This window comes from Streptomyces sp., from assembly GCF_019510245.1.
Classification (GTDB): Bacteria; Actinomycetota; Actinomycetes; order Streptomycetales; family Streptomycetaceae; genus Streptomyces.
In genome coordinates this window covers 23,133-45,629 of record NZ_JAEKKT010000118.1, presented here as the reverse complement: position 1 = coordinate 45,629, position 22,497 = coordinate 23,133, and the positions used below count along the sequence as shown (strand labels likewise).

The following is a 22,497-nucleotide window of genomic DNA, read 5'->3' as shown; positions in this document are numbered from 1 at the left end:
GCACCTGGCCTCTGGCCGGCGGGCCCACTCCAGAGACCTGGGGGAGGAGTAGCCAATACCTTTCGATCTGGGGCGCAGCGGTGACGTCAACGCGTGCGGAGGATCGGGCGCTCGTCTTCGAAGACGCGGTTCCAAACAGCGTTGAGATCTCAGTCCTCAGCCGGCAGGTCATGTCGCGCTAGCCAGTTCGGATCGTCCACATCCTTGAGGGCCTGCTCCGACAGTCGGTCGAGCCCCGCTCCGCGTCCTCGGGCGAAGCATCCGCGAGCCTCGCACCGGGCGTGCTTCAAGGCGGCAGCCCGAGCGGCATCTTCGCTCTCGTACCGCGTCACGTTGTGCCGCTCGTACCCCTCTTGTGAATCGGCGGAGGTCTGCCCGGCCTCAAGGGCCCAGCAGCCTTCCCAGCCGTGGTACTTGTCACCGTGATCGCTCACCCAGAAGTACGCCACGCTGTGGAGTCTGACACTGGGAGAGGGGCGCATCAGAGCCTTCGCCCAGGTCTGTGACCTACTCGGCGACTAATAGGACTCCGTTGGGTCTGTCTTGATCTTGGTGTGGCCCGGCGGGGCAGGGGTTGGTGGCAGGTGGTGCAGGTGCCGGTCCAGCAGTTCAGCAGGCCCTTGAGGGCTCCGTGTGGACTTCTCCCTCGCGCTGTGCCTCACCTGAGGTCCGTGCCGCCCCGGAAGGCCCCCGGCGTCACGCCCGTGCGAAGCCGGAAGAATTTGGTGAAGTCGCTGGCGTCGACGAAGCCGAGGCGGTCGGCGACCTCCTTCGCCGCCAGGCCGCTGTGCCGCAGCAGCCGCTTGGCCTCCAACAGCACCCGATCGTCGACGTACTGCTTGGCCGTGCGGCCTGTCGCGGCGGACGCGGCCCGGGTCAGGGTGCGCGGACTGTAGCCGAGTGCCGCCGCGTAGTCCTCCACGCGCCGGGTCACCGCGTGGTCGCGCTCCACGGCCGCGTGGAAGCGGCGGAACACCTCGGACGAGGCGGCGGGCCGTGGTGCCGGGCCGCGGGCCTGCGCGAGACGCATCACCAGGACCGACAGCAGGGCGCGCAGCACCTCGGCGTGTGTCTGCAGCGGCAGCGCGGCCAGCTGTCCGTACTCGTACGTGAGATGGTCGAGGGCGCGGCGCACGGCCTCCGCGTCCGGGCCTTCGGGCGTGAGCGGCCGCTGCTCGTAGGGCGGATCCATGTGCGCCGCCGCCACGGTCGTGGGTGGCAAGAATCCGGCCTCGAACAGCACGATCACGCCGTCCGCCGCCCTCAGATCCGGGCCGAACCGCTGCACCTGCCCCGGTCGGATCCACAGCCACGATCCCGGCGGCAGTTCGTACGCGACGAAGTCCACCGCCATCGGCAGCGGCCGGTCGCGGGCGCCGATCAGCTGGTGGAAGGACGGGCGCAGCGGCGCGTACGGGTCGTTGCCGTGGCGGCGTGCCCGCTCGTACAGGGCGGCGAGCTCCATCACCTCGACCCCGGCCGGTGCGCCGACGGTCGGAGTGTAAGTCAGGTCCCTGACGTCCGCAGGCCGAGCCTGTCCGTTTTTCCCCATCGTGAGTCCCGAGCGTACCGCGCGCGCCGCCGCGTCGCCCCTTAGCGTGAAAGCACAGGTCAGCAACGTGTGAGGAGTGGTCCTGTGCGGTTGGTGGTGGGAATGACCGGGGCGACGGGCGCCCCGTTCGGTGTCCGGCTCCTGGAGAATCTGCGTGAGCTGCCGGACGTGGAGACGCATCTCGTGCTGTCCCGGTGGGCGCGCACGACGATCGAGCTGGAGACCGGCCTGTCGGTGGCGGAGGTGTCCGCGCTCGCGGACGTCACGCACCGCCCCGACGACCAGGGCGCCACCATCTCCTCCGGCTCCTTCCGCACTGACGGCATGGTGATCGTGCCGTGTTCGATGAAGACCCTCGCCGGCATCAGGACCGGCTACGCGGAGGGCTTGGTCGCGCGCGCCGCGGATGTCGTACTGAAGGAGCGGCGCAAGCTCGTCCTCGTCCCGCGGGAGACCCCGCTCAGCGAGATCCACCTGCAGAACATGCTCGAACTCGCCCGCATGGGCGTGCAGTTGGTGCCGCCCATGCCCGCCTTCTACAACCACCCGCGCACCGTCGACGACATCGTCGACCACGTGGTGGCCCGCATCCTCGACCAGTTCGAGCTGCCCGCGCCCGCCGCCAGGCGCTGGGCCGGAATGCGCGCGGCCCGCACCGCTTCCCGCGACGCCGCCTGAAATCCGACACCCCGTGAAGGAGTTCCCCATGGCATATGACGATCTGCGCAGCTTCCTGGACACCTTGGACAAGGAGGGGCAGCTGCTGCGCATCACCGACGAGGTGCTGCCCGAGCCGGATCTCGCGGCCGCCGCCAATGCGACGGGCCGCATCGGCGAGAACGCGCCCGCCCTCTACTTCGACAACGTCAAGGGCTTCACCGACGCCCGGATCGCGATGAACGTGCATGGTTCCTGGGCCAACCACGCGCTCGCGCTCGGGCTGCCGAGGAACACCCCGGTCAAGGAGCAGGTGGAGGAGTTCGCGCGTCGCTGGGACGCCTTCCCCGTCGCGCCCGAGCGCCGCGAGGACGCGCCCTGGCGCGAGAACACCCAGGAGGGCGACGCCGTCGACCTCTTTTCGGTGCTCCCCCTGTTCCGTCTCAACGACGGCGACGGCGGCTTCTACCTCGACAAGGCCGCCGTCGTCTCCCGCGACCCTGAGGATCCCGACCACTTCGGCAAGCAGAACGTCGGCACGTACCGCATCCAGGTGATCGGCACCAACCGGCTCGCCTTCCAGCCGGTCCCCATGCACGACGTCGCCCAGCACCTGCGCAAGGCCGAGGAGAAGGGCGAGGACCTGCCCATCGCCATCACCCTCGGCAACGACCCGGTGATGGCGATCGTCGCCGGGATGCCGATGGCCTACGACCAGAGCGAGTACGAGATGGCCGGCGCACTGCGCGGCGCGCCCGCCCCGATCGCCACCGCGCCGCTCACCGGCTTCGACGTGCCGTGGGGCAGTGAGGTCGTCATCGAAGGCGTCATCGAGTCGCGCAAGCGGCAGATCGAGGGCCCCTTCGGCGAGTTCACCGGCCACTACTCGGGCGGCCGCCGCATGCCCGTCATCCGCGTCGAGCGCGTCTCGTTCCGTACGAACCCGGTCTTCGAATCGCTCTACCTCGGCATGCCGTGGACCGAGTGCGACTACCTCGTCGGCCCCAACACGTGCGTGCCGCTGCTCAAGCAGCTGCGCGCCGAGTTCCCCGAGGTGCAGGCCGTCAACGCGATGTACACGCACGGTCTGATGGTGATCATCTCCACGGCCAAGCGGTACGGCGGCTTCGCCAAGGCCGTCGGCATGCGCGCCATGACCACCCCGCACGGACTCGGCTACGTGTCCCAGGTCGTCCTCGTCGACGAGGACGTGGACCCCTTCAACCTGCCGCAGGTCATGTGGGCGATGTCGGCCAAGGTCAACCCGAAGGACGACGTCGTCGTCATCCCCAACCTGTCCGTCGTGGAGCTGGCCCCGGCCGCCCAGCCCGCCGGCATCACCAGCAAGATGATCATCGATGCGACGACGCCGGTCTCGCCGGACGTCCGCGGCAACTTCTCCACGCCCGCCAAGGACCTGCCGGAGACCGCGGACTGGGCGGAACGACTGCAGCGCATGATCGCCGACCGTGCCTGAATGCCCTCCCCGATCCTCTGAAAGGACAACTCCCATGAGCAACCTGCCTGTTGAGTGCCCCCGCTGTGCCTTCGAGACGGTCGCCCGACTCGCCACCTCGCCCGTCCCCGGAGTGTGGGACGTGCTCCAGTGCGGCCGCTGCCTGTACACCTGGCGCACGATCGAGCCTGCCCGCCGTACGCGGCGCGACGCCTACCCCGAGAACTTCAAGCTGACGCCGGCCGACATCGCGAACGCGATCGAGGTGCCGGAGGTTCCGCCGCTTCTCAGGTAGCGCCGAGTGCTGCCGCACACCGCCAGGCGCGTCAACGGCTCGGTCCGCGTCACAACAGGCTGCACGCCCGAAACCTCAGGCAGACGAGCAGCCTCGGCTCGGCGGACGCCATCTGCGCCGCGGCCGGAGGACCAGCCACAAGCCTGCCAATGCTCTGAGCGGCGGCCTGGCCCGCGGCAACTGCCGCGGCGAGATGTCCGGCGTCCGTCCCTCGTGCCGGGTGGCGGCCGGAGGCCGGGTCGGTGAGGTTTCAGTCTTCTGGCGGGGAAGGACATGCGCAGCCAGCCCACTGGTCGGCTGCTTCGGATGCCGCAACCGGGCTTCTCCGAGCCCAGGGTCGGCTTGAACAGCCGGAACGTGTGCGCCAGATCAAACCTGCGCCCGCCGGTGGCGGCGGGGCAGCCCGGTCGGCAGGACAAGGTCCTCGTCGGCACACTCCGATCTCCCGATTGTTCTTTCCGACTGATTTCTCAATTTGTGATCACACAGAGTGCCTGTTGCCATGCTTCAAGCGGTCAGGGGTCGCCTGCCCGCGTCGCGCGATCGAAAGGAAGAGCGCATGACGGAGCGGCGCAACATCATCCTGGCCGTGACAGGTGCCGGGGGTACGCGGATGGCCCGGTTCGTGCTCGAGGCGCTGGTCAAGGACGAGCGGGTCGCGCAGGTGGACCTCATGATCTCTCAGGCCGGGCGTCAGTTGATCGCGCACGAGACCGGCCGGGACGCGTCGGGGCCGGCGGCTGACCTGGTGCTGGGCGCGCCGCCCACGGACAAGGTCGTCGCCTGGGATCCGGATGACCTGACCGGCGGGCCCACCTCCGGCAGCTACCCGTCCTGGGGCATGCTCGTGGTGCCCTGCGCGCTCGGGGTGGCAGGCCGTATCGCGAACGGCATGGCGAACACCCTGATCGAGCGGGCCGCCGACGTGATGCTCAAGGAACGGCGCCCCCTGGTGCTCTGCGTGCGCGAGACTCCGTTCAGCCTGATCCACCTGCGCAACCTCACCCAGGTGGCGGAAGCGGGCGGGACCGTGTACCCGATGATCCCGACCTACTACAACATCCCGCAGACGGTGGACCAGTTCTACGAGGAGTTCACCGCTCGGCTGTTGTCCTTCATCGGCCTGCCTCAGACCGACTACTACACCTACTCGGGTGTCGAGTCCCCCGCTCATCACGACCGGACGGGCCGTGGTTGACACACGGCAGCCGGAGGACGGCCGCCCGCCGGTCGGATCACCGGCCCGCGAGGTGCTCGCCGGTTTCGCGCGCGGACGCGAAAGGCGGAGGGGGTCTCGCCGGTGCACCGGCGGAAGAACTTCGTGAAGACGGTGGCGGAGGTGAATCCGAGCCGGTCGGCGACCTGCGCGGGGGCCAGGTCGGTATGGACCAGGAGGCGTTTGCCCTCACGTGATCACGGGCCGTCCGGCGCGTGACGCGGTGCTGATCGATCGAGTGGCGCGGTGTCGGCCGCCAGCGCCGTGACGCACTGGCACCGCAGCCCTCGTCCTCCCGCTCCCTATCGCACGCAGCTGGAAGACATCGCCCCGCCGTGGTGTCCGGCCTGGCTGGCGGAGTGACAGCATGCCTTCCGCCTATAGCGTTCACGCCATGGCGAACGATGAGATCCGGCCGGCCCGGCCCGCCGACGTACCGGCCGTGAAGGCCGTGACCGACATGGCGTACCACCACTACATCGCGCGGATCGGGGTGGTGCCGCAGCCCATGCAGGCGGACCACATGGCGAACGTGGCCGCGGGTCGGGTGTTCGTCGTCGGAGAGCCGGTCACCGGGCTCGTCGTCATCGAGGCCCACGACGGCCACCTGTTCCTCGACAGCATCGCCGTCCACCCCGACGCGCACGGCACGGGGGTGGGACGGCGGCTGCTGGAGTTCGTGGACGCACACGCGCGTGCGCTCGGCCTGCCCGAGGTCAGGCTGTATACGAATGCCCTGATGGAGGAGAACCAGAAGATCTACCCGAAGTACGGGTACGAAGTCGTCGAGCGGCGTGCGGACGGGCCCTACGACCGTGTCCACTACCGCAAACGGCTGGACTGAAGGCCACAGCGGCGTGCGTCAGCCGTCCGGCCACCAGGTGCGTGCGATGTCCTTGCGCACCTCGGGGCGCCCGGCGGGGCGCTCGTCGGACTCCTCGCGGATCCGGCGGCTGTCCGTCCTCTTCAGGGGCTTCTGCACGGTTGTGCGGCGCATGGCTGCCTCCTTCAGTGCCTACCGAGTTCCGCGTTGTCACGGAGGTAGACGCTTTTGGCGAGAGTTCCTCATCGATGCCGGTCTGTCAGTGGTCGCTGTCACACGGATCGAGTGTCAGTGGTAGGTGTCACTCTGGGGGCATGAGGAATGAAAGTGATCGGACGGTTGCGGCCGGTGTCGACTGGGATGCCGAGGCGGCTCGGTTCGACGAGGAGCCGGATCACGGGCTCGGCACGCCCGAGGTCCGGGCGGCCTGGGTGGCGCGGCTGCGGGCGTGGCTGCCCGAGCGCCCCGCCGACGTCCTCGACCTCGGCTGCGGCACCGGCAGCCTGGCCCTCCTCGCCGCCGAGCAGGGCCATCGCGTCACCGGGGTCGACAGCTCCCCGGCGATGCTGGAGCGGGCCCGCGCCAAGCTGGCCGGCCGTGACGCGGTGTTCCTGCCCGGCGACGCGGCGGCACCGCCGGTGGGCGAGCGGCTCTTCGACGTCCTTCTCGTACGGCATGTGCTGTGGGCGCTGCCCGACCCCGCGCGCGTGCTGCGGCACTGGCGGAGCCTGCTGCGGCCTGGGGGTACCTCCCACGCTTTCGGCAGTGGGGGAGGGCGGTTCGTGCTGGTGGAAGGGGTGTGGGGGACCGTGACCCCGGTCGGCATACCCGCCGGCCGGCTCACCGCCCTCCTCGCGCCGCTCGCCGCGGACGTGCGCGTGGAGCCACTGTCGGCGCAGTCGGTGCTGTGGGGCAAGGAGGTGGACGACGAGCGGTACGCGGTGGTGGCGACGGTGTGAGGGGGCTTCAGGACGGCAGGGCGAGCAGGGCGGCGAACTCCGGCTTGCGGGCCAGGCTCTCCAGCGTGTCCAGCGCGGCCTCGGCCGCCGCCGCGGCCTCCGGGTCCCGCTCCGCCAGCCCGCTCTCGGCGAACTCGTCCTCGTCCAGGCGCCGTACGTCCGTGCCGTCGGCGGAGCGCCACAGGTCCAGGTCGAGGTCCTCGACGACCAGTCGGCCGCCGCTGAGCGTCGCCGGGCGGGTGACGTCGCAGTACCAGCCCTTCAGCGTGCCGTCGGCGGCCCGGACCTCCTTCACCGCGTACCAGCGGTCCCGCCAGTAGAACTCGGTGAAGACATCGCCCTGTTCGAAGCGGACGAAGCCGAAGTCGCGGGGCGTGTCGCCGGCCCAGGGGGCGCGCACGGCGATCCGGATACCGTCGTCGTGCAGCAGCGCGGCGGGGTAACGGATCTTCGTACGGCCCGCCTTGACCAGCTCGACGTCCACCGTGCCGGCCGGCTCAGCCGAGTTCACGGACATACCTGACCTCCGTTGCGCAGATCTCGTACCCGAACCACTTGTTGATCGCCAGCATCGGGCCGTTGCCGCTGTCGTTGCCCGTGAACGCCTGGGTGAAGCCGGCCGCGCGGGCCCGGTGCAGCGAGTCGTTCTTGGCGAGCTTGGCCAGTCCCCGGCCGCGGAAGGCGCGGGCGGTGCCGGTCATGACGGTGCCGTACCGGGTGCCGCCGTCGGTACGGGCCGCGCTGAAGGCCGCGGGGCGGCCGTCGACCAGGACCACCGACGTCAGCTCGTGGCTGAGCAGCGGGTGCCGCCAGGTCTCGTCCAGCCAGGCCTCGTAGTCGGCGAACTCGATGTCGATGTCGCTCGGTTCGTCCCGCAGCGTCTCCGCGTCGAGGTCGAAGAGCGGGCGCGGGTCGTCGGCGAAGTCAGCGGCGGTGCGCAACTCCACGCCGGGTGGCGGAGTCCGCAGCGGGGGGAGTGAGCCGTGCGCGAGGTCGAGCCGGAGGAAGTGGGCCGAGCGGCTCGCGGTGTAGCCGCGGCGCTCGGCGAAGGCGCGGTTGGGCGGGGCGTCCAGCACCCAGGCGTACGAGGTGTTCGCGCCGGCCGCCGACAGGTGCGCCTCCGCCGTACGGACCAGGAGGGCGCCGGCGCCCCGGCCGGTGCGCTCCGGATGCACGTACACGTTGGCGAAGCCCTGGCCCGGCTCCGTGCTCTCGTGGGCGAGGCCGACCTGGGCGGTGCCGATCACCTCGCCGTCCTCCTCCGCGACCAGCTGGCGGAAGCGGGCGTCGGGGTGGGTGTGGGTGAGGTCGTGGACCAGTGACTCCGGGGTGTACAGCATGAAGGGGAGGGCGAGCTGCCGGACCCGGGCGAAGCCCTCGGCGTCGGACCGGACGTCGGGGCGCAGGTCGCGCACGATCACTGTCATGGGGCGCACGCTATGCGGGACGTGTGCCGGATGCCTCTCATTTTCCGGCGGGTACGGGAGAATCGGGCCGTGACCTTGAAGATCCACATCGATGACAGCGCGCCGCCGTACGAGCAGGTGCGGGCGCAGATCTCCGAGCAGGCGCGGGGCGGGGTGCTGCCGGTGGGGTACCGGCTGCCGACGGTGCGGGGGCTGGCCGGGTCGCTGGGCCTGGCGGTGAACACCGTGGCCAAGGCGTACCGGGCCCTGGAGACCGACGGGGTGATCGAGACGCGGGGGCGCAACGGCACGTTCGTCGCGGCGGCAGGGTCCGCGGCGGAACGCGAGGCGTCGCTGGCCGCCCAGGCCTACGCCGAGCGGGTCCGGCGACTCGGGCTGGCCGAGGAGGAGGCGCTGTCCGCGGTGCGGGATGCCCTGCGGGCGGCTTATGGGGGGTAGGGGACTTCGGGTTCGGCTGAGCAGGCTCGGCACCGCCGGATTCCACCGTCGTGGCTGAACGCCGTTGCGGCCGGATAGGGAAAGCCCTCCTGCCTGCCGCAACGGCGTCAGCCGCTCGTGCTCAGCTCCGGCGTTCTGGTCACCGTCAGCCCCGCCCGTTCCGCCGCCCTCCCGAACGCCACCGCGTCCCGCACCGCCGCTCCGCCCGGGTCGTTGTTGAAGTACGTGTAGATGTCGGCCTTCCCGGGGTACGCCGTGGCGATGCGGTCGACCCACGTCTCCAGGGAACGGCGGCCGTAGCGGGGCCAGGGCCGGGCCCGGCCCTGGTGGAAGCGGACGTAGGCCCAGTCGGTGGTGCGCCAGAGCGGGGTCATGGGGCGGGCCTGGATGTCGGCCCAGCACAGGGCCGCGCCCCGGGACTCCAGGACCTCCCGGGTCTCCCGCGTCCACCAGGAGTCGTGACGGGGTTCCACCGCCACCCTCGTACCGCGCGGGAAGCCCGACAGACAGGCGTCCAGCAGGGGCGGGTCCGCCTTGAGCGTCGGCGGGAGCTGGAGGAGGACCGGGCCCAGCCGGTCGCCGAGGCCCGCCGCGTGGGTCATCAGGCGGTCCACCGGCTCCTCGGGGTCCTTGAGGCGTTTGATGTGCGTGAGGTAGCGGCTCGCCTTGACCGCGATCACGAAGTCCGGCGGGACCCGGTCCCGCCAGGACTCGAAGTTCTCGCGGGTCGGGAGGCGGTAGAACGCGTTGTTCAGCTCGACCGTCGTGAAGTGCCGCGCGTACTCCTCCAGCCACGAGCGCATGGGCACGTCGGCCGGGTACAGGACGTTCCGCCAGTCCTTGTACTGCCAGCCCGAGGTTCCGATGAACAGGGGCACACCCCCATCAAAGCACTACAGGTACAGCCCCGCGTCCGCGCCCTCCCGCGCCCCCGGCACCGACGTCGGCGCCGTACCGCGGCGCAGTGCGTAGAGTTCCGCCAGCGTCGCCCCGTCGCGGCCCACACCCTCCTCCGCGCCGAGCCAGTTCACCGCCTCGCGGTGGGTCAGCGGGCCCACCTCGATCCGGGCCAGGCAGCGGCCGGGGCGGACGACCGCGGGGTGCAGCCGCTCCAGGTCCTCGTTGGTGGTGACGCCGACCAGGACGTTGCGGCCCTGGCCGAGCAGGCCGTCGGTGAGGTTCAGCAGCCGGGACAGCGCCTGCCCGGCCGTGTGCTTGGCCTCGCCGCGGATCAGTTCGTCGCAGTCCTCCAGCAGCAGGAGCCGCCACCGGCCCTTGCCGGCGCCGTCCTCCTCGCCGATCGCGATGTCCATCAGATAGCCGACGTCGGAGAAGAGCCGCTCCGGGTCGAGGACGCAGTCCACCTGGCACCAGTCCCGCCAGGACCGGGCGAGGGTGCGCAGCGCGGAGGTCTTGCCGGTGCCGGGCGGTCCGTGCAGGAGGAGCAGCCGGCCCGCGATGTTCTCGGGCGTCGTCTTCATCAGGTGGTCCATCGCGTCCGCGACCGGTGCCGTGTAGTTGGCGCGGACCTCGTCCCAGGTGCCCGCGGAGATCTGCCGGGTGGTGCGGTGCGGGCCGCGGCGCGGGGAGACGTACCAGAAGCCCATGGTCACGTTCTCCGGCTGCGGTTCCGGCTCGTCGGCCGCGCCGTCCGTGGCCTCGTTGAGCACCTCGGCGGCCAGCTCGGCGGTGGTGGCGGTGACGGTGACGTCGGCGCCCCGGTTCCAGCGGGAGACGAGGAGGGTCCAGCCGTCGCCCTCCGCGAGGGTCGCGCTGCGGTCGTCGTCGCGGGCCACCCGCAGCACCCGCGCCTCCTTCGGCAGCAGGGTCGCCCCGGAGCGCACCCGGTCGATGTTGGCCGCGTGCGAGTAAGGCTGCTCGCCCGTCGCGAAGCGGCCGAGGAACAGCGCGTCGACGACGTCGGACGGGGAGTCGGAGTCGTCGACGTTGAGCCGGATCGGCAGCGTCTCGTGCGGCTTGGCAGACATGCCGCCATGATCCGTCACCAAGCCCCGCAGCGCACCCGTTTTCCGCAGTGGGAGGGGAGTGTCGGGTGCGCACCGAGCTTCCGGAGTACCCCGAGGACGCCGCGCACGCAGCCCCGGGTGCTCGCGCCCCTGTTGCACGGCTGTCGATCCCCGATACCTGCCCCCGGGGTCGACTCCCGCCGTTAAAGTTGTCCTTGATGGGACGTCATGGGTGGAATTCGGGGGCTCGGCGGTGGCGGCTCACCGCCCTGCTCGGGGTGGGTGTGGCCGCGCTCGCCCTGATCGTGACACTGGTCAACACGCTTCCCGGGGGCGGCGCCGACACCGCGGGCACGACCCGCGACGGCGACAAGGTGCACGGCACCCCCGCCACCCCGCCGGGCGCCACCGGGCCGTCCGTGGGCTGGGGCTTCACCCACACCCAGTACAGCGCCGACGAGGGCAGCGCGGCCGCCACCGAGCGGGTCGAGGACCGGCTCTCCCAGGACGCCGGGATGCCGCAGGACCAGGCCGTCATGGGCTGGGGCGCCGACAACCCCGAGCCGGTGAAGGGGCGTTACGACTTCGGCGCACTGGACCGGCGCGTCGACTTCATGCGCAGGTCGGGCGGCACCCCGGTGATCACCCTGTGCTGCTCCCCGGACTGGATGAAGGGCGGCAGGGCCGGGGTGGACAACACCGACTGGAGCCAGGCCGCCCTGGAGACCGCCCCCACCCCCGACCACTACCAGGACTACGCCGACCTCGCCGCGACCGTCGCGAGACGCTATCCGGACGTACGGCACTTCGTTGTCTGGAACGAGTTCAAGGGCTTCTGGAACAACGCCAAGGGCCGCTGGGACTACGAGGGCTACACCGAGCTCTACAACCTCGTCTACAAGGCGTTGAAGGCAGTCGACAAGAACATCATGGTCGGCGGCCCCTACCTCGTCATGGACAGCTTCGACCCGCGCCAGACCGAGAACGCCTCCGCCACCCTCAAGGGCGCGTGGGGCGTCATGGACCAGCGGGTCGTCGACGCCTTCGACTACTGGAACACCCACAAGGCGGGCGCCGACTTCGTGGTCGTCGACGGGTCCAGTTACACCAACGACGACGACATGCTGCCGGACGAGTTCGCCGCCACGGAGAAACTGACCTACGTCAGCGAGTGGGTGCGCAGGCAGACGCACGACCTGCCCCTGTGGTGGGCCGAGTACTACGTCGAGCCCGCCGACGGCCAGGACCGGCGCGACGGCTGGACCGAGGACCACCGGGTCGCCGTCCAGGCCACCGGCATGATCGCCCTGGTCAGGGGCGGCGCCGACTCCGGCTTCTACTGGAACCCGGAGGACGAGAAGGGCGGTGACTGCGCCGGCTGCCTGTGGTCGACGACCGACAGCGGGAACGGCGGGCAGGCACTGCCCATGTACGACCTGGTGTCGCGGTTCGGGAAGGCGTTCCCGCCGGGGACCAGGTACGAGACGGTCTCCGTCGCCCGGGACGACCTGCCAGGCGTCCGCGTCCTCGCCAGTGACAGGACGGTCCTGGTGGTCAACACCCTCGACCGGGCGATCAGTGCGCAGGTGGACGGGAAGCGGTTCGGTATGAAGCCCTACGAGGTGAAGTGGCTCACCAGGTGAACCGGTCGCACCGGTCGTACCGGGTGAGCCACGTCGACCCCGTCACTTGATGGTCAGGAACCGCTGCGCCAACGAGGCCAGCAGCACCGCCAGCAGCGGCAGCGAGAACCAGAAGCTGCCCTGCAGCAACCGCAGTTGACGCACTCCGGGCCGGACCGCGACCCGGACCACCTCGCGCGCCGTCAGCAGCAGGATCAGCACGACGGCGGCGAGGCCGCCGATCACCGACCACGGCGTCCAGGTGATCAGCGGCCCGATCGGCCCCGGATCCGGCTTCTCCACCGCGCCCGCCGGCCGTGTGCGCAGCGCGTACATGGTGACGTCGTCGTTGACCAGGACCTTCGTCAGGTCCTGCCGGTTGTCCAGGTTCCGGACCAGCCGGCTCTCCCAGGTCGCCGGGTATCCGGCGTCCAGCCGGAGATAGGTGACCTGGCTCCTGTTGACCATCAGATACGAGTTCGGGCCGGCGTCCTTGAGCGCCTTGACCAGGCTCGACACCAGCACCGGGTCGGCCGGGGCGAGCGTCGGCACGTAGTCGACCCGCTCCATGTCCCTCGCGCCCCACGGGAGCGCCGGGGTCACGTCGTTGACGGTGTCGTTGCTCAGCCACAGCAGCCGTACCGTCGGTTTGTCGTGGGCGTAGACGTAGTCCATGGCGGCGACCTCGCCGGGCCGGACCCGCTCGAAGGGCTCGTTGCCCCAACGGGCCACCAGGAAGCCGCCCATGAGCAGCAACCCGGCCATGAGGGCGGCGACGGGGGCCAAACCGGTCTTGTCCTTCTCACGCTCCCTGGCCGTGACCCCGGTGCGCGGGAACAGGGCGAGCCCGGCCAGCAGGGCCGCGCCCGGCACGGCGAACATGAAGACACGCAGCGCCATCTCGCCGCCGTACGACTGCATGCCGAAGCCCAGGAACGGGACGAAGGTCAGGACCAGCAGGGAACGCTCGCGGTACCTGTGGAGGCGGCGGCGCCACCATCCCCAGACGGCGAACGCCATCATGCTCCCGGCCAGCAGGACCCGGACGTACAGCACCAGCTTGTGGGTGGAACTGCCGCCCTGGATACGGCCGGAGACCGAGGTGGTGACATTGCTGCCGACCCCGCCGACCCCGCCGAACAGGTCGTTGAAGTGCCCCGACCAGTACGGCTCCGCCATGAAGCCCAGCCAGACGGCCGCGACGACCCCGAACAGGACGGGCAGGCCCCGCAGTTCGGACCGGCCGACCAGCACCAGGACCGCCAGCACGCCCAGCATCACGAACGGGGTGAGCTGGTGCGCCGGGACCGTCGCCGCGTAGAGGCCGATCAGCACCATGAGCAGCACGACCTGCCCGCGGCGGTCGGCCGGCTCGACCTCGGCCTCGCCCGGACGCAACCTCGCCCAGACGACGTGCGGGGCACGGAACCAGACGAGCAGGATCGCCACGAACATCAGGTAGAGCAGGTAGGTGAAGCCCTGCGGGGAGAAGTAGTCCTGGCCGACCCAGCCGCACAGCACGAAGATCCAGATGCCGGTCCACTTCGCCCGCCAGCTCGCCCGCAGCGACCGTACGAGCAGGAACATCGGGGCCAGGTAGGCGAGCTGGATGAACGTCGGCCACCAGCGGATGACCTCGGTGAAGTCCGTGACCCCGCACGCCCGGCCGACGAACGCGGCCGCCGCGAAGAAGCCCGGCCAGCTCCAGCGGGCGTCCAGGTCCGGCACGGCCGAGCCGGTGCGGTCGATGTAGTCGATGAACCCGAGGTGCTGCCAGGCGGTCGGGAAGCGCGGCTCCGTCTCGATCACGGCGGGCAGCGCATGCAGCGACACGACCGTCGCCAGCAGGGTGACCAGGAGCAGCGCCTTGTGCTCCCGGCGCAGCCACAGCAGCGCGGCGAACACCGTGACCAGCAGCGCCGCCCCGGCCAGCGTCGGCAGCGGCAGCACCGAGACCAGCCCGAGCCCGCCCATCCGGTCGAGGTCGGCGTCGTCGAGCCGGGCCGCCGGCACCCAGTAGAGCAGCAGGGCGGCGATCAGCAGACAGCCGAGGACGACCCCCGGGCGGGTCGGCGTCAGCCGCTCCCGCAGCGAGCGCGCGGACGGGGGCGCGGACTCCTCGGGCGCCTCGGCCGGTACGTCCGGCTCGTCGGGCACGACCGCCTTCCCGAACGGTGCGTCGACCTCGGCCTCCCTCAGCAGCGAGGCCTCGGCAGGCCCGAGCGAGGCCTCCGAGTGCGGCTCTCTCTCCTCCACCGGCAGCCCCGGGTTCCGCGGCGGCCGCAGCGCCCATGTCGGCCGGTCGTCGGGCCTGACAACGGGCGTACCGGCGGGCGGAGTTCCCGGACCGGGCCGGACGTCCGGGCGCCGCTCCACATGGTCGAAGTCCACATGGATGCCGAGGGCGAGGGTGTCGGTGTCCAGCGCCCACGCCGGGCCCCGCCTGCGCGTGGCGGTGGCGGGCGGGACGTCGCGCGTCCCCAGGTCGGCGAGGTCCCCGTCCGGTGCGGTGTCCGCGGGGACCTCGGCCGGGGCGGCCCGCAGGGTCCGCCACAGCCGGGGCGCCGCGATCGTCACGATCACCGCGAGGCTGGAGATCTCGGCCACGCCCGCGCCGGTCAGCCCCATCCGGGGCAGCAGAAGCAGGGTCAGTCCGAGCACCAGCACGCACAACAGGCCCTGCAGCCAGGCCAGGCCGGCGGTACGGCTCTGCGCGCGCAGCACCGCGAAGTACGTCTCCATCACGACCCGGAGCAGCGCGCCGACCGCGAACCAGCGCAGCAGCGGGGTCGCCGCGTCCGCGTAGCCGGGGCCGAACACGCCGAGGATCCAGGGCGCCCCGAAGAACAGCAGCGCGCAGATGGGGATCATGATCCGGGCCATCCGCCGCAGCGCGGCCCGGGCGTTGCCGGCCAGCCGGGCCGGGTCGTGCGAGCCCTCGACGGTCAGGGAGGCGCCCATGTTGATGGCGAGCAGGTTGGTGGTGCCGCCGATGGTGGTGGTGATGTAGAAGTACGCGTTGTCCTCGGAGCTGACCTGCGAGGCGATGATGACCGGGACCAGGTAGACCACGGCGAGGGAGAACAGGGAGCCGGTGTAGTCGCCGGCCAGGAACCTGCCGATCTCCTTCAGCGTGGGCGGCCTTGCGTGGTCCGCGGTCGCCTTGACGTGCCGGGGCACCAGGCGCCGGAACACCAGCCAGCCCAGCGGGACGAACGAGGTGGCGATCGCGGCGACCCAGGAGACGAAGACACCGGCCACCGGGACCGCCGCCGCGAAGGCGACGAGCAGCGCCAGCTTGACGGCCGAGAACACGGTGTTGCCCACCGGCACCCAGGGCGCGTTGCGCAGCCCGGTCAGCACCCCGTCCTGGAGCGTGAGCAGGTTCCAGGCGATCACCGCCGCGACGAACCCGAGCCCGGGCAGCGGCCCGTGCAGGAAGCGGTACGACGGCCCCCAGACGCCCAGCGTCATCAGGAAGACCCCGGCCGCCAGCGCCACGACCAGCGAACTGCCCGCGTAGGTACGGAAGATGAGCTTGCCGGTCTGGCGTCCGGCGACCGGGATGAAGCGGGCCAGGGCGCCGGTCAGGGTCACCGCCGTGAGCCCGGCCAGGAGTTTCATGGCGGCGATGGCTGCGGAGCCCTGGCCGACGGCGGATTCGGAGTAGTAGCGGGCGGCGGCCAGCCAGAAGCCGAGGCCCAGGACGGCGGAGATGCCGGTGTTCAGCATCAGCGCGTAGGCGTTCCTGAACAGCGGGCTGCCGCCGGACGAGCCGCCCCGTCCGGGCAGGCGGAGACGGCGCCCCGACTTCTCGGGCGCCGGTGTCTCGGTTGTCGCGGTCTCGGTTGTGGTCGTCGTGTCAGACACGGGAACGGATGGCCTTCCGGCGGACCTGGCGGGCTCTGCGGAGAACGGCGTATCCCTTGGTGAGGGCACGGTCCCCGGCGAAGTTGCGGGCGATCGCGCGGCCTTCGAGCAGCCGGGCGAACTCCGCGGCGTCCGTGCTGCGGCGCACGGTGACGCGCTGCAGCGCGAACGGACCCTGACGGCGGCGGGCGAGACCGTTGCCGACGGCGAGCGCCTGGGCGTAGCCGGCCGCCCGCACGGCCTGCCGGACCCGGCGGCTGGAGTAGCCGTACGGGTAGGCGAACGAGGCCGGTGCGGTGCCGAGTTCGTCGGTGACGATCTCCCGGCTGGTCACCAGCTCGGTGCGCAGCCGGTCGTCGTCCAGCTGGTCGAGCTGCGGGTGGGTGTGGCTGTGCCCGCCGATCTCGCAGCCGGCGCCCGCGAGTTCGCGTACCTGGTCCCAGTCGAGCATGGCGTCCAGGCCGCCTCCGGTGTCGTAGGCCCCCCTGATCCAGCCCGTCGAGACGAAGAGCGTGGAGGCGAAACCGTGCTTGGCGAGCACGGACAGGGCGTGCCGGTGCACGCCCTCGTAGCCGTCGTCGAAGGTGATCAGGACGGGACGATCGGGGAGCGGGCCGCCCGAACGCCAGCCCGCGGCCAGGTCGGCCGTGCTGACGGGGGTGAGGCCCAGGTCGCCGATGAGCGCCATCTGCTCGGCGAACGCCTCCGGTGCCACCGACAGGGCGCGGGTGGCGTCGTTGGGCGCGGTCGCGACCGAGTGGTACATGAGGATCGGGACCGGGGCGTCTCTCATGAGCCACCCCCGTCGGCAGGGGCGGACCGGTGACCGGGTCCGTCCTCGATCCCGGCGACGGCGAAGGCCGCCCCGCCCCGGCGCGCCCGTACGCTCCCCACCACGTAGCCGCCCGCCGCCGTCAGAACCCCGGTGACGATCGCGCCTGCCCGGCCCGCGCCTCCCGGCCGGGCCAGCAGCGCGTCCCGCAGGCCACGGGCGATCCCCGCGGGCAGCACGCGCGTGGTGTACCGGCGTTCGGACTCCAGGCCCTTGCCGGCGCCCACACTGCGGGCGACCAGGGCCTTGGAGAGGCCCTCGGCGTAGGCGCGGGTGCGGAAGTACCCGAAGTGCTCACGGATTTCGGGGACCCGGTGGTGGATCACCGCGCGGTCGTCGATGAGCAGGACGGCGTCCGGGCGGGCCCGGGTGAGCCGGATGCACAGTTCCGTCTCCTCGCAGCCGAGCGGGCGCTTGTCGCCGTCACGGCCGATGCCGGTGGCGAAGCCGCCCGCCGCGTCGAAGGCCGTGCGCCGGAAAGAAGCGTTTCCGCCGAGGACGTTCCGGACCCGGACGCGGCCCGTCGGCAGCCCCCGGTAGGTGCAGCCGACGACCCAGTCGAACTCCTCCGGGAACCAGTCCGGGCGGCGGCCCGAGGCCCAGATCGGCATGGTCCGGCCGCCGACCGCCATCACCTTCGGGTCGGCGTACCCCTCGGCGAAGCGGCGCAGCCAGTCCCGCTCGGCCACGGCGTCGTCGTCGAGGAAGGCGATCACCTCGCCGTAGGAGGCGGCGATGCCCGTGTTGCGGCCTGCGGACAGGCCGCGGGGACCCGCGTTGGCGAGCACCCGCACCCCCGTGGCCTCCTTGTACTCCTTCGTGAGCCGTTCCAGGAGTGCCGGGTTGTGGTCGACGACCAGCAGGGTCTCCAGCGCCGGGTACGACTGGGCGCGCACCGAGGAGACCGCCGCGAGGATGTCCTCCCAGCGGTCCTCGGTGTACACGCAGATCACGACGGAGATGTCGGGATCGCTCAAGACGACTCTCCCTGGCCCGTGGTGAGCATCGGGGAGTGCCGCACCTGCCGGCGCAGGTCACGCCGGTTGGAGCGCTCCTTCAGGATCACCTTGAGCACGCGCAGCCCGTCGCGTACGGCTCGCAGGTTGCTGGTGCCGTGGATGCGCAGGTACTCGTAGCTCGGGATCTCCTGGACCTTCAGGCCCGCCTTGACCACCCGGATGTTGATCAGGGTCTCGATCTCGAAGCCGGTGCAGTCGAGGTCGATCTTGTCGAGGCAGTGCCGCCAGAACGCGTTGTACCCGTAGCAGAGGTCGGTGTACCGGGCGCCGAACTTGCGGTTGACGACCGTGCACAGCGCCCAGTTGCCGAGCTTGCGGATGAAGGTCATGTCGTCCGTGCCGCCGCCGTTGGCGAAGCGCGAGCCCTTGGCGAAGTCGGCGCCCGAGACCAGGGCGGAGACGTACGACACGATCTCGTGGCCGTCGGCCGAGCCGTCCGCGTCCACCATGACGATGATGTCGCCGGTGCACGCCTCGAACCCGGTGATGAGGGCATCTCCCTTGCCCTTGCCACTCTGTTCGACGACTTTCACTTCGGGCCACAACTCCCGCGCCACTTCCACGGTGTTGTCGGTGGAATTCCCGTCCACAAGGACCACTTCGTGTATCCAGCCGGGAAGTGTCTTGAAGACGTAGGGGAGATTCTCCGCCTCATTCATGGCGGGAATCACCACGCTCACCGGCGGTGTGATCGCCAGGTGGGAGGAGATCGGCCGGTATTCGGTGGCCATGAACGGATCTTGGCCCGAAGTCGGCTGACGCAGAACAGAACTCACGAGTCTTGTCCCTCTCGTCCGGTGGACCGCCCGCCCCTTGGGCGGCCCGCTTTGGTGTCCGGTTCGAAAGGGGGGTTCTGCTCATCCGAGGCACGGAAAACGGATCTCCGTACCCGCAGATGAGCTGGTAAAGCTGCCCGGTCTGCCGGCGGACGGCAGCCGGTCGCGCGGCACGACTCGGAAACGACAGTGGTCACATGAGAAACGACAGTGGTCATTGCGGTCACCGAGCACGGCACCCCCCTACCGCGCCCCGCCCCGGAACATCGCGGTCCTCGAGCCCTCCCCTGGAGCCGCTTGATGACGATCCGATGCGGGTGAGATGTATGACGGTATTGACGATTGAACCAGTATGGCAAGTCCCGGAACTGGTCCTCACGTTTTTGTGGGTCGGCCCTTACGAAACTTTGGCTGACCCCGTTCTTCAACTCGAACGGATATTCCGGGTTCGCCGGGGCATCCGTTCGAGAATGCGTTCCACCGGTCGCAGGAGTACCAGCAGAAGCAGCAGAAGACTGATTGCGGTCACGGCGACGATGCCGCCGCGCCAGGACCAGCGGTGAAAGGCGAGCATGCCCTGGGCGACAAGCATGTCCAGGGCGACGGCACCCGCCAGTGCGGTGAGTGTGCGGGCGAACGGATCCAGTCCGCGCAGTGCCGCACCGATCGCCGCGGCCGGCGCGGCGAGCAGGAAGAACAGCGCGAACGGCCCGCGCGTCGACGAGCCCGAGTCGGTGAGCGCGAGCAGCGCACCTGTCCCGGCGAGGGCCGTCGCGGCCCCCGCGAGCAGGGGCCCCAGGTCCCTCCCCGGTCCTGGCCGTGCCCGTTCGTCCGCTGTTGATGGTGGCTTGAGACGTATGGTCTGCATGGCCGACTTTGCCCCCCAAGGCGTCGGATGCCGGACTTCAATGTCGCGCAGCCGAACTGGAGGCGTCAAGCGGGTCTCCGGACATGACCGTTCCCCGGAGACACCTGATGCCTCCGGGGAACAAGTCGCTCGATTACGGGCGTTCCGGTGATCGATTGCGACACGAGCTTCAGGGGCCCCTTTTCTCCCCAGGGGCCGTCAGGTTGAGGTCCTGAACCAGTTTTGGCATGGACACTTCCCGTCAACACGCGTAGTTGGTACGACGGTTGTGGCAGAGATCCTGCTAAAGGGAGGTTCCATGAGACGTTCCCGAATTACGGCATACGTGACTTCACTCCTCCTCGCCACCGGCCTCGCCCTCACCGGGGCGGCCGCGACGGAAGCGCAGGCCGCGACCGGGGGCTACGTGGCACTCGGCGACTCGTACGCGTCCGGCGTCGGCGCAGGCAGCTACATCAGCTCGAGTGGCAGCTGCGACCGCAGCACCAACGCCTACCCCTACCTGTGGAACGCCGCCCACAGCCCGTCCTCGTTCTCGTTCCTCGCCTGCTCGGGCGCCACCACCGACGACGTGCTCTCCGGCCAGCTCGGCACGCTCAGCTCGTCCACCGGCCTGGTCTCCGTCACCATCGGCGGCAACGACGCGGGCTTCGCGGACGTCATGACGACCTGTGTGCTCAGCTCGGACAGCACCTGCCTGTCCCGCATCAGCACCGCCGAGGCGTACGTCGACTCCACCCTCCCCGGCAAGCTCGACACCGTGTACGACGCGATCCGTGCCAAGGCCCCCAACGCCAAGGTCGTCGTCCTCGGCTACCCCCGCTTCTACCTGCTGGGCACCACCTGCCTCGGTCTCTCCTCGACCAAGCGCACCGCCATCAACAACGCCGCCGACTACATCGACACCGCGATCGCCAAGCGCGCCGCCGACCACGGGTTCACCTTCGGCGACGTGCGCACCGCCTTCTCCAGCCACGAGATCTGCTCCAGCAGCTCCTGGCTGCACAGCGTCAACTGGCTGGACATCACCGAGTCCTACCACCCCACCGCGTCCGGCCAGTCCGGCGGCTACCTGCCGGTCCTGACCAGCAACGCGTCCTGAACTCTCGGCTCTAGGACGAACTCGAGGCCGAAGGCGAAGCGGAGGCCCCGTCGGTCGGGGTCTCCGTCGTCTTGGTGCAGGTGACCGAGAACGGCACCGAGTTGGACGTCGTCTCCACCGGGCTGCGCACCTCGACGGCGATCGCGTCGCTCAGCGTCCCGCTGTCGGACCAGGTCGTCACGGTCACCCCCGTCTGCCGGGTCTTCCCGCCGCCGTCCGGGAAGGACAGCGTCTTCCAGCCCTGGTCGTCGAGCTTCCCGTTCTTCAGCACCCACCGGTACTGCACGTCCTCGGGCGCGCTCCCCACGGTGAACGTCGCCGTGAACGTCGGCGCCTGCGCCGTCGACGGCGGACAGGACCCCGAATAGTCCGTCCGGGACCCGGTCACACTGACCTTCACACTCTGCTCGGGTGCCCTGCTGCTCGCGGACGCCGACGGGGACCTGGACGCCGCGCTGCTGCTCTGACTGGGCGCCGGGGAGCTGAGGTTGCTGGCCGACTGGCTCGCCCCGGCGTTGTCACCGCCGTCGCGGCCGCCGTTGTCGTGGTTGAGGAGGGCGTACGTCAGTCCGCCGAGGGCCAGGGCGACCAGCACCAGGCCGACGAGCAGCACGGTGCCCGCCCTGCGGTTGCCGTCGCGGTCGGAGGCGGGGGGCCGGGTGTCCGTCGGGGTGGACAACGGCGGCGTGGGGGAGAACGGCCGGGTCTGCCGGGCGACGAGGGTCGGGGCCTCGTACGGTGCCGGGACCGGGACGGTGACGGCCGTGCCCGGGGTGCCCCCGGCCGCGACCAGCCGCAGGTCGTGCTCGGCCTGTTCGGCGGAGATCCGCGCGGCCGGGTCCTTGCGGAGCAGACCCTCGATCACGGGCGTGAGCGCTCCGGCCCGGTACGGCGGCGGCAACTCCTCGTCGACCACGGCCCGCAGGGTGCTCAACGGGGTGTCCTGCCGGAACGGCGAGGCGCCCTCGACCGCCGCGTACAGCAGAACGCCCAGCGACCACAGGTCGGACTCGGGGCCGAACGCCCGCCCGAGCGCCCGCTCGGGGGCGAGGAACTCCGGTGAGCCGATCACCTCGCCGGTCATGGTCAGCGCCGAGCTGCCCTCGACGGTGGCGATCCCGAAGTCGGTGAGCACCACCCGGCCGTCGTTCGACAGCAGCACGTTGCCGGGCTTCACGTCCCGGTGCAGCACCCCGGCGGCGTGCGCGGCCCGCAGCGCGGACAGCACCTCGGCGCCGACGCCGGCGGCCCGCTGCGGGGACATCGGCCCCTCCGCCTCCAGCACGTCGGCGAGGGACACGCCCGGGATCAACTCCATGACGACCCAGGGCCGTCCGCCCTCCATCGCCACGTCATAGACCGTCACCACATTGCGGTTCGCGACCCGGGCCGCGGCCCAGGCCTCGCGTTCCAGCCGGGCGTACATCCGCTCGACGTCGGAGCCGGGCAGCCCGGCGGGCGCCCGCACCTCCTTGACGGCGACGTCACGGCCCAGCACCTCGTCGCGGGCCCGCCACACGGTGCCCATGCCGCCCTCGCCCAGCGGGGACAGCAGTCGGTAGCGGCCCGCGATCACTCGCTCAGGACCCGGCTCTTCGGTCACGGGTGCCCCCCCACG

23 protein-coding genes are annotated in these 22,497 nt (G+C 70.9%); 9 read left to right on the top strand and 14 right to left on the bottom strand.

Annotation, left to right across the window (positions count from 1 at the left end; genetic code table 11):
* Window positions 1–149: 149 nt before the first annotated feature.
* Together JF597_RS09780 and JF597_RS09775 are read right to left on the bottom strand one after the other, a co-directional pair.
* Window positions 150–449: a hypothetical protein gene (locus JF597_RS09780; RefSeq protein ID WP_293991868.1), complete on the bottom strand. Its 300-nt coding sequence runs from the start codon at window positions 447–449 to the stop codon at window positions 150–152.
* A 209-nt stretch (window positions 450–658) separates the two neighbouring features.
* Entirely contained in the window at window positions 659–1,465 is an 807-nt protein-coding gene (locus JF597_RS09775) for a helix-turn-helix transcriptional regulator (RefSeq protein ID WP_293991866.1), read from the bottom strand.
* 171 nt (window positions 1,466–1,636) lie between these two features.
* Between JF597_RS09775 and vdcB the strand changes: the two genes are divergently transcribed.
* The 4 genes from vdcB (at window position 1,637) to JF597_RS09755 (ending at window position 5,158) form a co-directional block, all read left to right on the top strand.
* On the top strand, window positions 1,637–2,230 hold the full coding sequence (vdcB, locus tag JF597_RS09770) for a non-oxidative vanillic acid decarboxylases subunit B (protein WP_293991863.1): 594 nt from the start codon (window positions 1,637–1,639) through the stop codon (window positions 2,228–2,230).
* A 28-nt stretch (window positions 2,231–2,258) separates the two neighbouring features.
* Window positions 2,259–3,686 carry a non-oxidative vanillic acid decarboxylases subunit C gene (gene vdcC, locus JF597_RS09765; protein ID WP_293991860.1) on the top strand — a complete coding sequence of 476 codons (1,428 nt, stop codon included), beginning with the start codon at window positions 2,259–2,261 and terminating at the stop codon, window positions 3,684–3,686.
* A gap of 34 nt (window positions 3,687–3,720) precedes the next feature.
* Window positions 3,721–3,960, top strand: coding sequence for a non-oxidative hydroxyarylic acid decarboxylases subunit D (locus JF597_RS09760; protein WP_293991858.1), 240 nt, complete (start codon window positions 3,721–3,723; stop codon window positions 3,958–3,960).
* Between the two features lie 559 nt (window positions 3,961–4,519).
* On the top strand, window positions 4,520–5,158 hold the full coding sequence (locus JF597_RS09755) for a UbiX family flavin prenyltransferase (protein ID WP_293991855.1): 639 nt from the start codon (window positions 4,520–4,522) through the stop codon (window positions 5,156–5,158).
* Here the strand turns inward: JF597_RS09755 and JF597_RS09750 are convergent.
* On the bottom strand, window positions 5,134–5,352 hold the full coding sequence (locus JF597_RS09750; RefSeq protein WP_366916388.1) for a helix-turn-helix domain-containing protein: 219 nt from the start codon (window positions 5,350–5,352) through the stop codon (window positions 5,134–5,136). The two genes, JF597_RS09755 and JF597_RS09750, sit on opposite strands and share 25 nt — an antisense overlap.
* A gap of 218 nt (window positions 5,353–5,570) precedes the next feature.
* Here JF597_RS09750 and JF597_RS09745 point away from each other — a divergent pair, with 218 nt between their 5' ends.
* The gene (locus JF597_RS09745; protein ID WP_293991853.1) at window positions 5,571–6,020 is read left to right on the top strand and encodes a GNAT family N-acetyltransferase; all 450 of its coding nucleotides are present in this window, start codon (window positions 5,571–5,573) and stop codon (window positions 6,018–6,020) included.
* Window positions 6,021–6,038: 18 nt separating this feature from the next.
* Here JF597_RS09745 and JF597_RS09740 read toward each other — a convergent pair whose 3' ends face one another.
* Window positions 6,039–6,173, bottom strand: coding sequence for a hypothetical protein (locus JF597_RS09740; protein ID WP_293991850.1), 135 nt, complete (start codon window positions 6,171–6,173; stop codon window positions 6,039–6,041).
* A gap of 140 nt (window positions 6,174–6,313) precedes the next feature.
* On the opposite strand from JF597_RS09740, the gene JF597_RS09735 reads away from it, so the two are divergent.
* Window positions 6,314–6,958 carry a class I SAM-dependent methyltransferase gene (locus JF597_RS09735; protein ID WP_293991848.1) on the top strand — a complete coding sequence of 215 codons (645 nt, stop codon included), beginning with the start codon at window positions 6,314–6,316 and terminating at the stop codon, window positions 6,956–6,958.
* Window positions 6,959–6,965: 7 nt separating this feature from the next.
* On the opposite strand, the gene JF597_RS09730 is transcribed toward JF597_RS09735, so the two are convergent.
* Together JF597_RS09730 and JF597_RS09725 are read right to left on the bottom strand one after the other, a co-directional pair.
* Window positions 6,966–7,475: a DUF402 domain-containing protein gene (locus JF597_RS09730; protein WP_293991845.1), complete on the bottom strand. Its 510-nt coding sequence runs from the start codon at window positions 7,473–7,475 to the stop codon at window positions 6,966–6,968.
* Window positions 7,456–8,385 carry a GNAT family N-acetyltransferase gene (locus JF597_RS09725; protein WP_293991843.1) on the bottom strand — a complete coding sequence of 310 codons (930 nt, stop codon included), beginning with the start codon at window positions 8,383–8,385 and terminating at the stop codon, window positions 7,456–7,458. Before JF597_RS09725 ends, JF597_RS09730 begins: the two co-directional genes overlap by 20 nt.
* Window positions 8,386–8,454: 69 nt before the next feature.
* Between JF597_RS09725 and JF597_RS09720 the strand changes: the two genes are divergently transcribed.
* Window positions 8,455–8,823, top strand: coding sequence for a GntR family transcriptional regulator (locus JF597_RS09720; protein WP_293991841.1), 369 nt, complete (start codon window positions 8,455–8,457; stop codon window positions 8,821–8,823).
* 107 nt (window positions 8,824–8,930) lie between these two features.
* Here JF597_RS09720 and JF597_RS09715 read toward each other — a convergent pair whose 3' ends face one another.
* The gene (locus tag JF597_RS09715) at window positions 8,931–9,701 is read right to left on the bottom strand and encodes a DUF72 domain-containing protein (RefSeq protein WP_293991838.1); all 771 of its coding nucleotides are present in this window, start codon (window positions 9,699–9,701) and stop codon (window positions 8,931–8,933) included.
* 15 nt (window positions 9,702–9,716) lie between these two features.
* Window positions 9,717–10,811, bottom strand: a complete 1,095-nt coding sequence (locus tag JF597_RS09710; RefSeq protein WP_293991836.1) for a DUF5925 domain-containing protein — start codon at window positions 10,809–10,811, stop codon at window positions 9,717–9,719.
* 197 nt (window positions 10,812–11,008) lie between these two features.
* On the opposite strand from JF597_RS09710, the gene JF597_RS09705 reads away from it, so the two are divergent.
* Complete coding sequence (locus JF597_RS09705; RefSeq protein ID WP_293991834.1) at window positions 11,009–12,433, top strand: xylan 1,4-beta-xylosidase; 1,425 nt, start codon at window positions 11,009–11,011, stop codon at window positions 12,431–12,433.
* A 42-nt stretch (window positions 12,434–12,475) separates the two neighbouring features.
* Here the strand turns inward: JF597_RS09705 and JF597_RS09700 are convergent, their stop codons facing one another.
* The 5 genes from JF597_RS09700 to JF597_RS09680 all read right to left on the bottom strand — a co-directional run bounded on the left by JF597_RS09700 (window position 12,476) and on the right by JF597_RS09680 (window position 19,777).
* The gene (locus JF597_RS09700; protein ID WP_293991831.1) at window positions 12,476–16,282 is read right to left on the bottom strand and encodes a lipopolysaccharide biosynthesis protein; all 3,807 of its coding nucleotides are present in this window, start codon (window positions 16,280–16,282) and stop codon (window positions 12,476–12,478) included.
* Window positions 16,275–17,075, bottom strand: a complete 801-nt coding sequence (locus JF597_RS09695) for a polysaccharide deacetylase family protein (protein WP_293991828.1) — start codon at window positions 17,073–17,075, stop codon at window positions 16,275–16,277. The genes JF597_RS09700 and JF597_RS09695 overlap by 8 nt, the downstream gene beginning before the upstream one ends.
* Window positions 17,072–18,091, bottom strand: coding sequence for a glycosyltransferase family 2 protein (locus tag JF597_RS09690; RefSeq protein ID WP_293991825.1), 1,020 nt, complete (start codon window positions 18,089–18,091; stop codon window positions 17,072–17,074). The genes JF597_RS09695 and JF597_RS09690 overlap by 4 nt, the downstream gene beginning before the upstream one ends.
* Window positions 18,088–18,864: a glycosyltransferase family 2 protein gene (locus JF597_RS09685; RefSeq protein ID WP_293991823.1), complete on the bottom strand. Its 777-nt coding sequence runs from the start codon at window positions 18,862–18,864 to the stop codon at window positions 18,088–18,090. The genes JF597_RS09690 and JF597_RS09685 overlap by 4 nt, the downstream gene beginning before the upstream one ends.
* Window positions 18,865–19,333: 469 nt before the next feature.
* On the bottom strand, window positions 19,334–19,777 hold the full coding sequence (locus JF597_RS09680; protein WP_293991821.1) for a hypothetical protein: 444 nt from the start codon (window positions 19,775–19,777) through the stop codon (window positions 19,334–19,336).
* 298 nt (window positions 19,778–20,075) lie between these two features.
* On the opposite strand from JF597_RS09680, the gene JF597_RS09675 reads away from it, so the two are divergent.
* Window positions 20,076–20,879, top strand: a complete 804-nt coding sequence (locus JF597_RS09675) for an SGNH/GDSL hydrolase family protein (protein WP_293991819.1) — start codon at window positions 20,076–20,078, stop codon at window positions 20,877–20,879.
* Window positions 20,880–20,889: 10 nt separating this feature from the next.
* Here JF597_RS09675 and JF597_RS09670 read toward each other — a convergent pair whose 3' ends face one another.
* Window positions 20,890–22,482: a serine/threonine-protein kinase gene (locus JF597_RS09670; RefSeq protein ID WP_293991818.1), complete on the bottom strand. Its 1,593-nt coding sequence runs from the start codon at window positions 22,480–22,482 to the stop codon at window positions 20,890–20,892.
* Between the last annotated feature and the right edge of the window lie 15 nt (window positions 22,483–22,497).

Coding starts and splice junctions, on each gene's coding strand:
- JF597_RS09685 (WP_293991823.1), bottom strand. CDS start 18,864: ATGGCCACCGAATACCGGCCGATCTCCTCCCACCTGGCGATCACACCG.
- JF597_RS09760 (WP_293991858.1), top strand. CDS start 3,721: ATGAGCAACCTGCCTGTTGAGTGCCCCCGCTGTGCCTTCGAGACGGTC.
- JF597_RS09705 (WP_293991834.1), top strand. CDS start 11,009: ATGGGACGTCATGGGTGGAATTCGGGGGCTCGGCGGTGGCGGCTCACC.
- JF597_RS09730 (WP_293991845.1), bottom strand. CDS start 7,475: ATGTCCGTGAACTCGGCTGAGCCGGCCGGCACGGTGGACGTCGAGCTG.
- JF597_RS09740 (WP_293991850.1), bottom strand. CDS start 6,173: ATGCGCCGCACAACCGTGCAGAAGCCCCTGAAGAGGACGGACAGCCGC.
- JF597_RS09695 (WP_293991828.1), bottom strand. CDS start 17,075: ATGAGAGACGCCCCGGTCCCGATCCTCATGTACCACTCGGTCGCGACC.
- JF597_RS09680 (WP_293991821.1), bottom strand. CDS start 19,777: ATGCAGACCATACGTCTCAAGCCACCATCAACAGCGGACGAACGGGCA.
- JF597_RS09710 (WP_293991836.1), bottom strand. CDS start 10,811: ATGTCTGCCAAGCCGCACGAGACGCTGCCGATCCGGCTCAACGTCGAC.
- JF597_RS09775 (WP_293991866.1), bottom strand. CDS start 1,465: ATGGAGCTCGCCGCCCTGTACGAGCGGGCACGCCGCCACGGCAACGAC.
- vdcC (WP_293991860.1), top strand. CDS start 2,259: ATGGCATATGACGATCTGCGCAGCTTCCTGGACACCTTGGACAAGGAG.
- JF597_RS09735 (WP_293991848.1), top strand. CDS start 6,314: ATGAGGAATGAAAGTGATCGGACGGTTGCGGCCGGTGTCGACTGGGAT.
- JF597_RS09745 (WP_293991853.1), top strand. CDS start 5,571: ATGGCGAACGATGAGATCCGGCCGGCCCGGCCCGCCGACGTACCGGCC.
- JF597_RS09725 (WP_293991843.1), bottom strand. CDS start 8,385: ATGACAGTGATCGTGCGCGACCTGCGCCCCGACGTCCGGTCCGACGCC.
- JF597_RS09755 (WP_293991855.1), top strand. CDS start 4,520: ATGACGGAGCGGCGCAACATCATCCTGGCCGTGACAGGTGCCGGGGGT.
- JF597_RS09675 (WP_293991819.1), top strand. CDS start 20,076: ATGAGACGTTCCCGAATTACGGCATACGTGACTTCACTCCTCCTCGCC.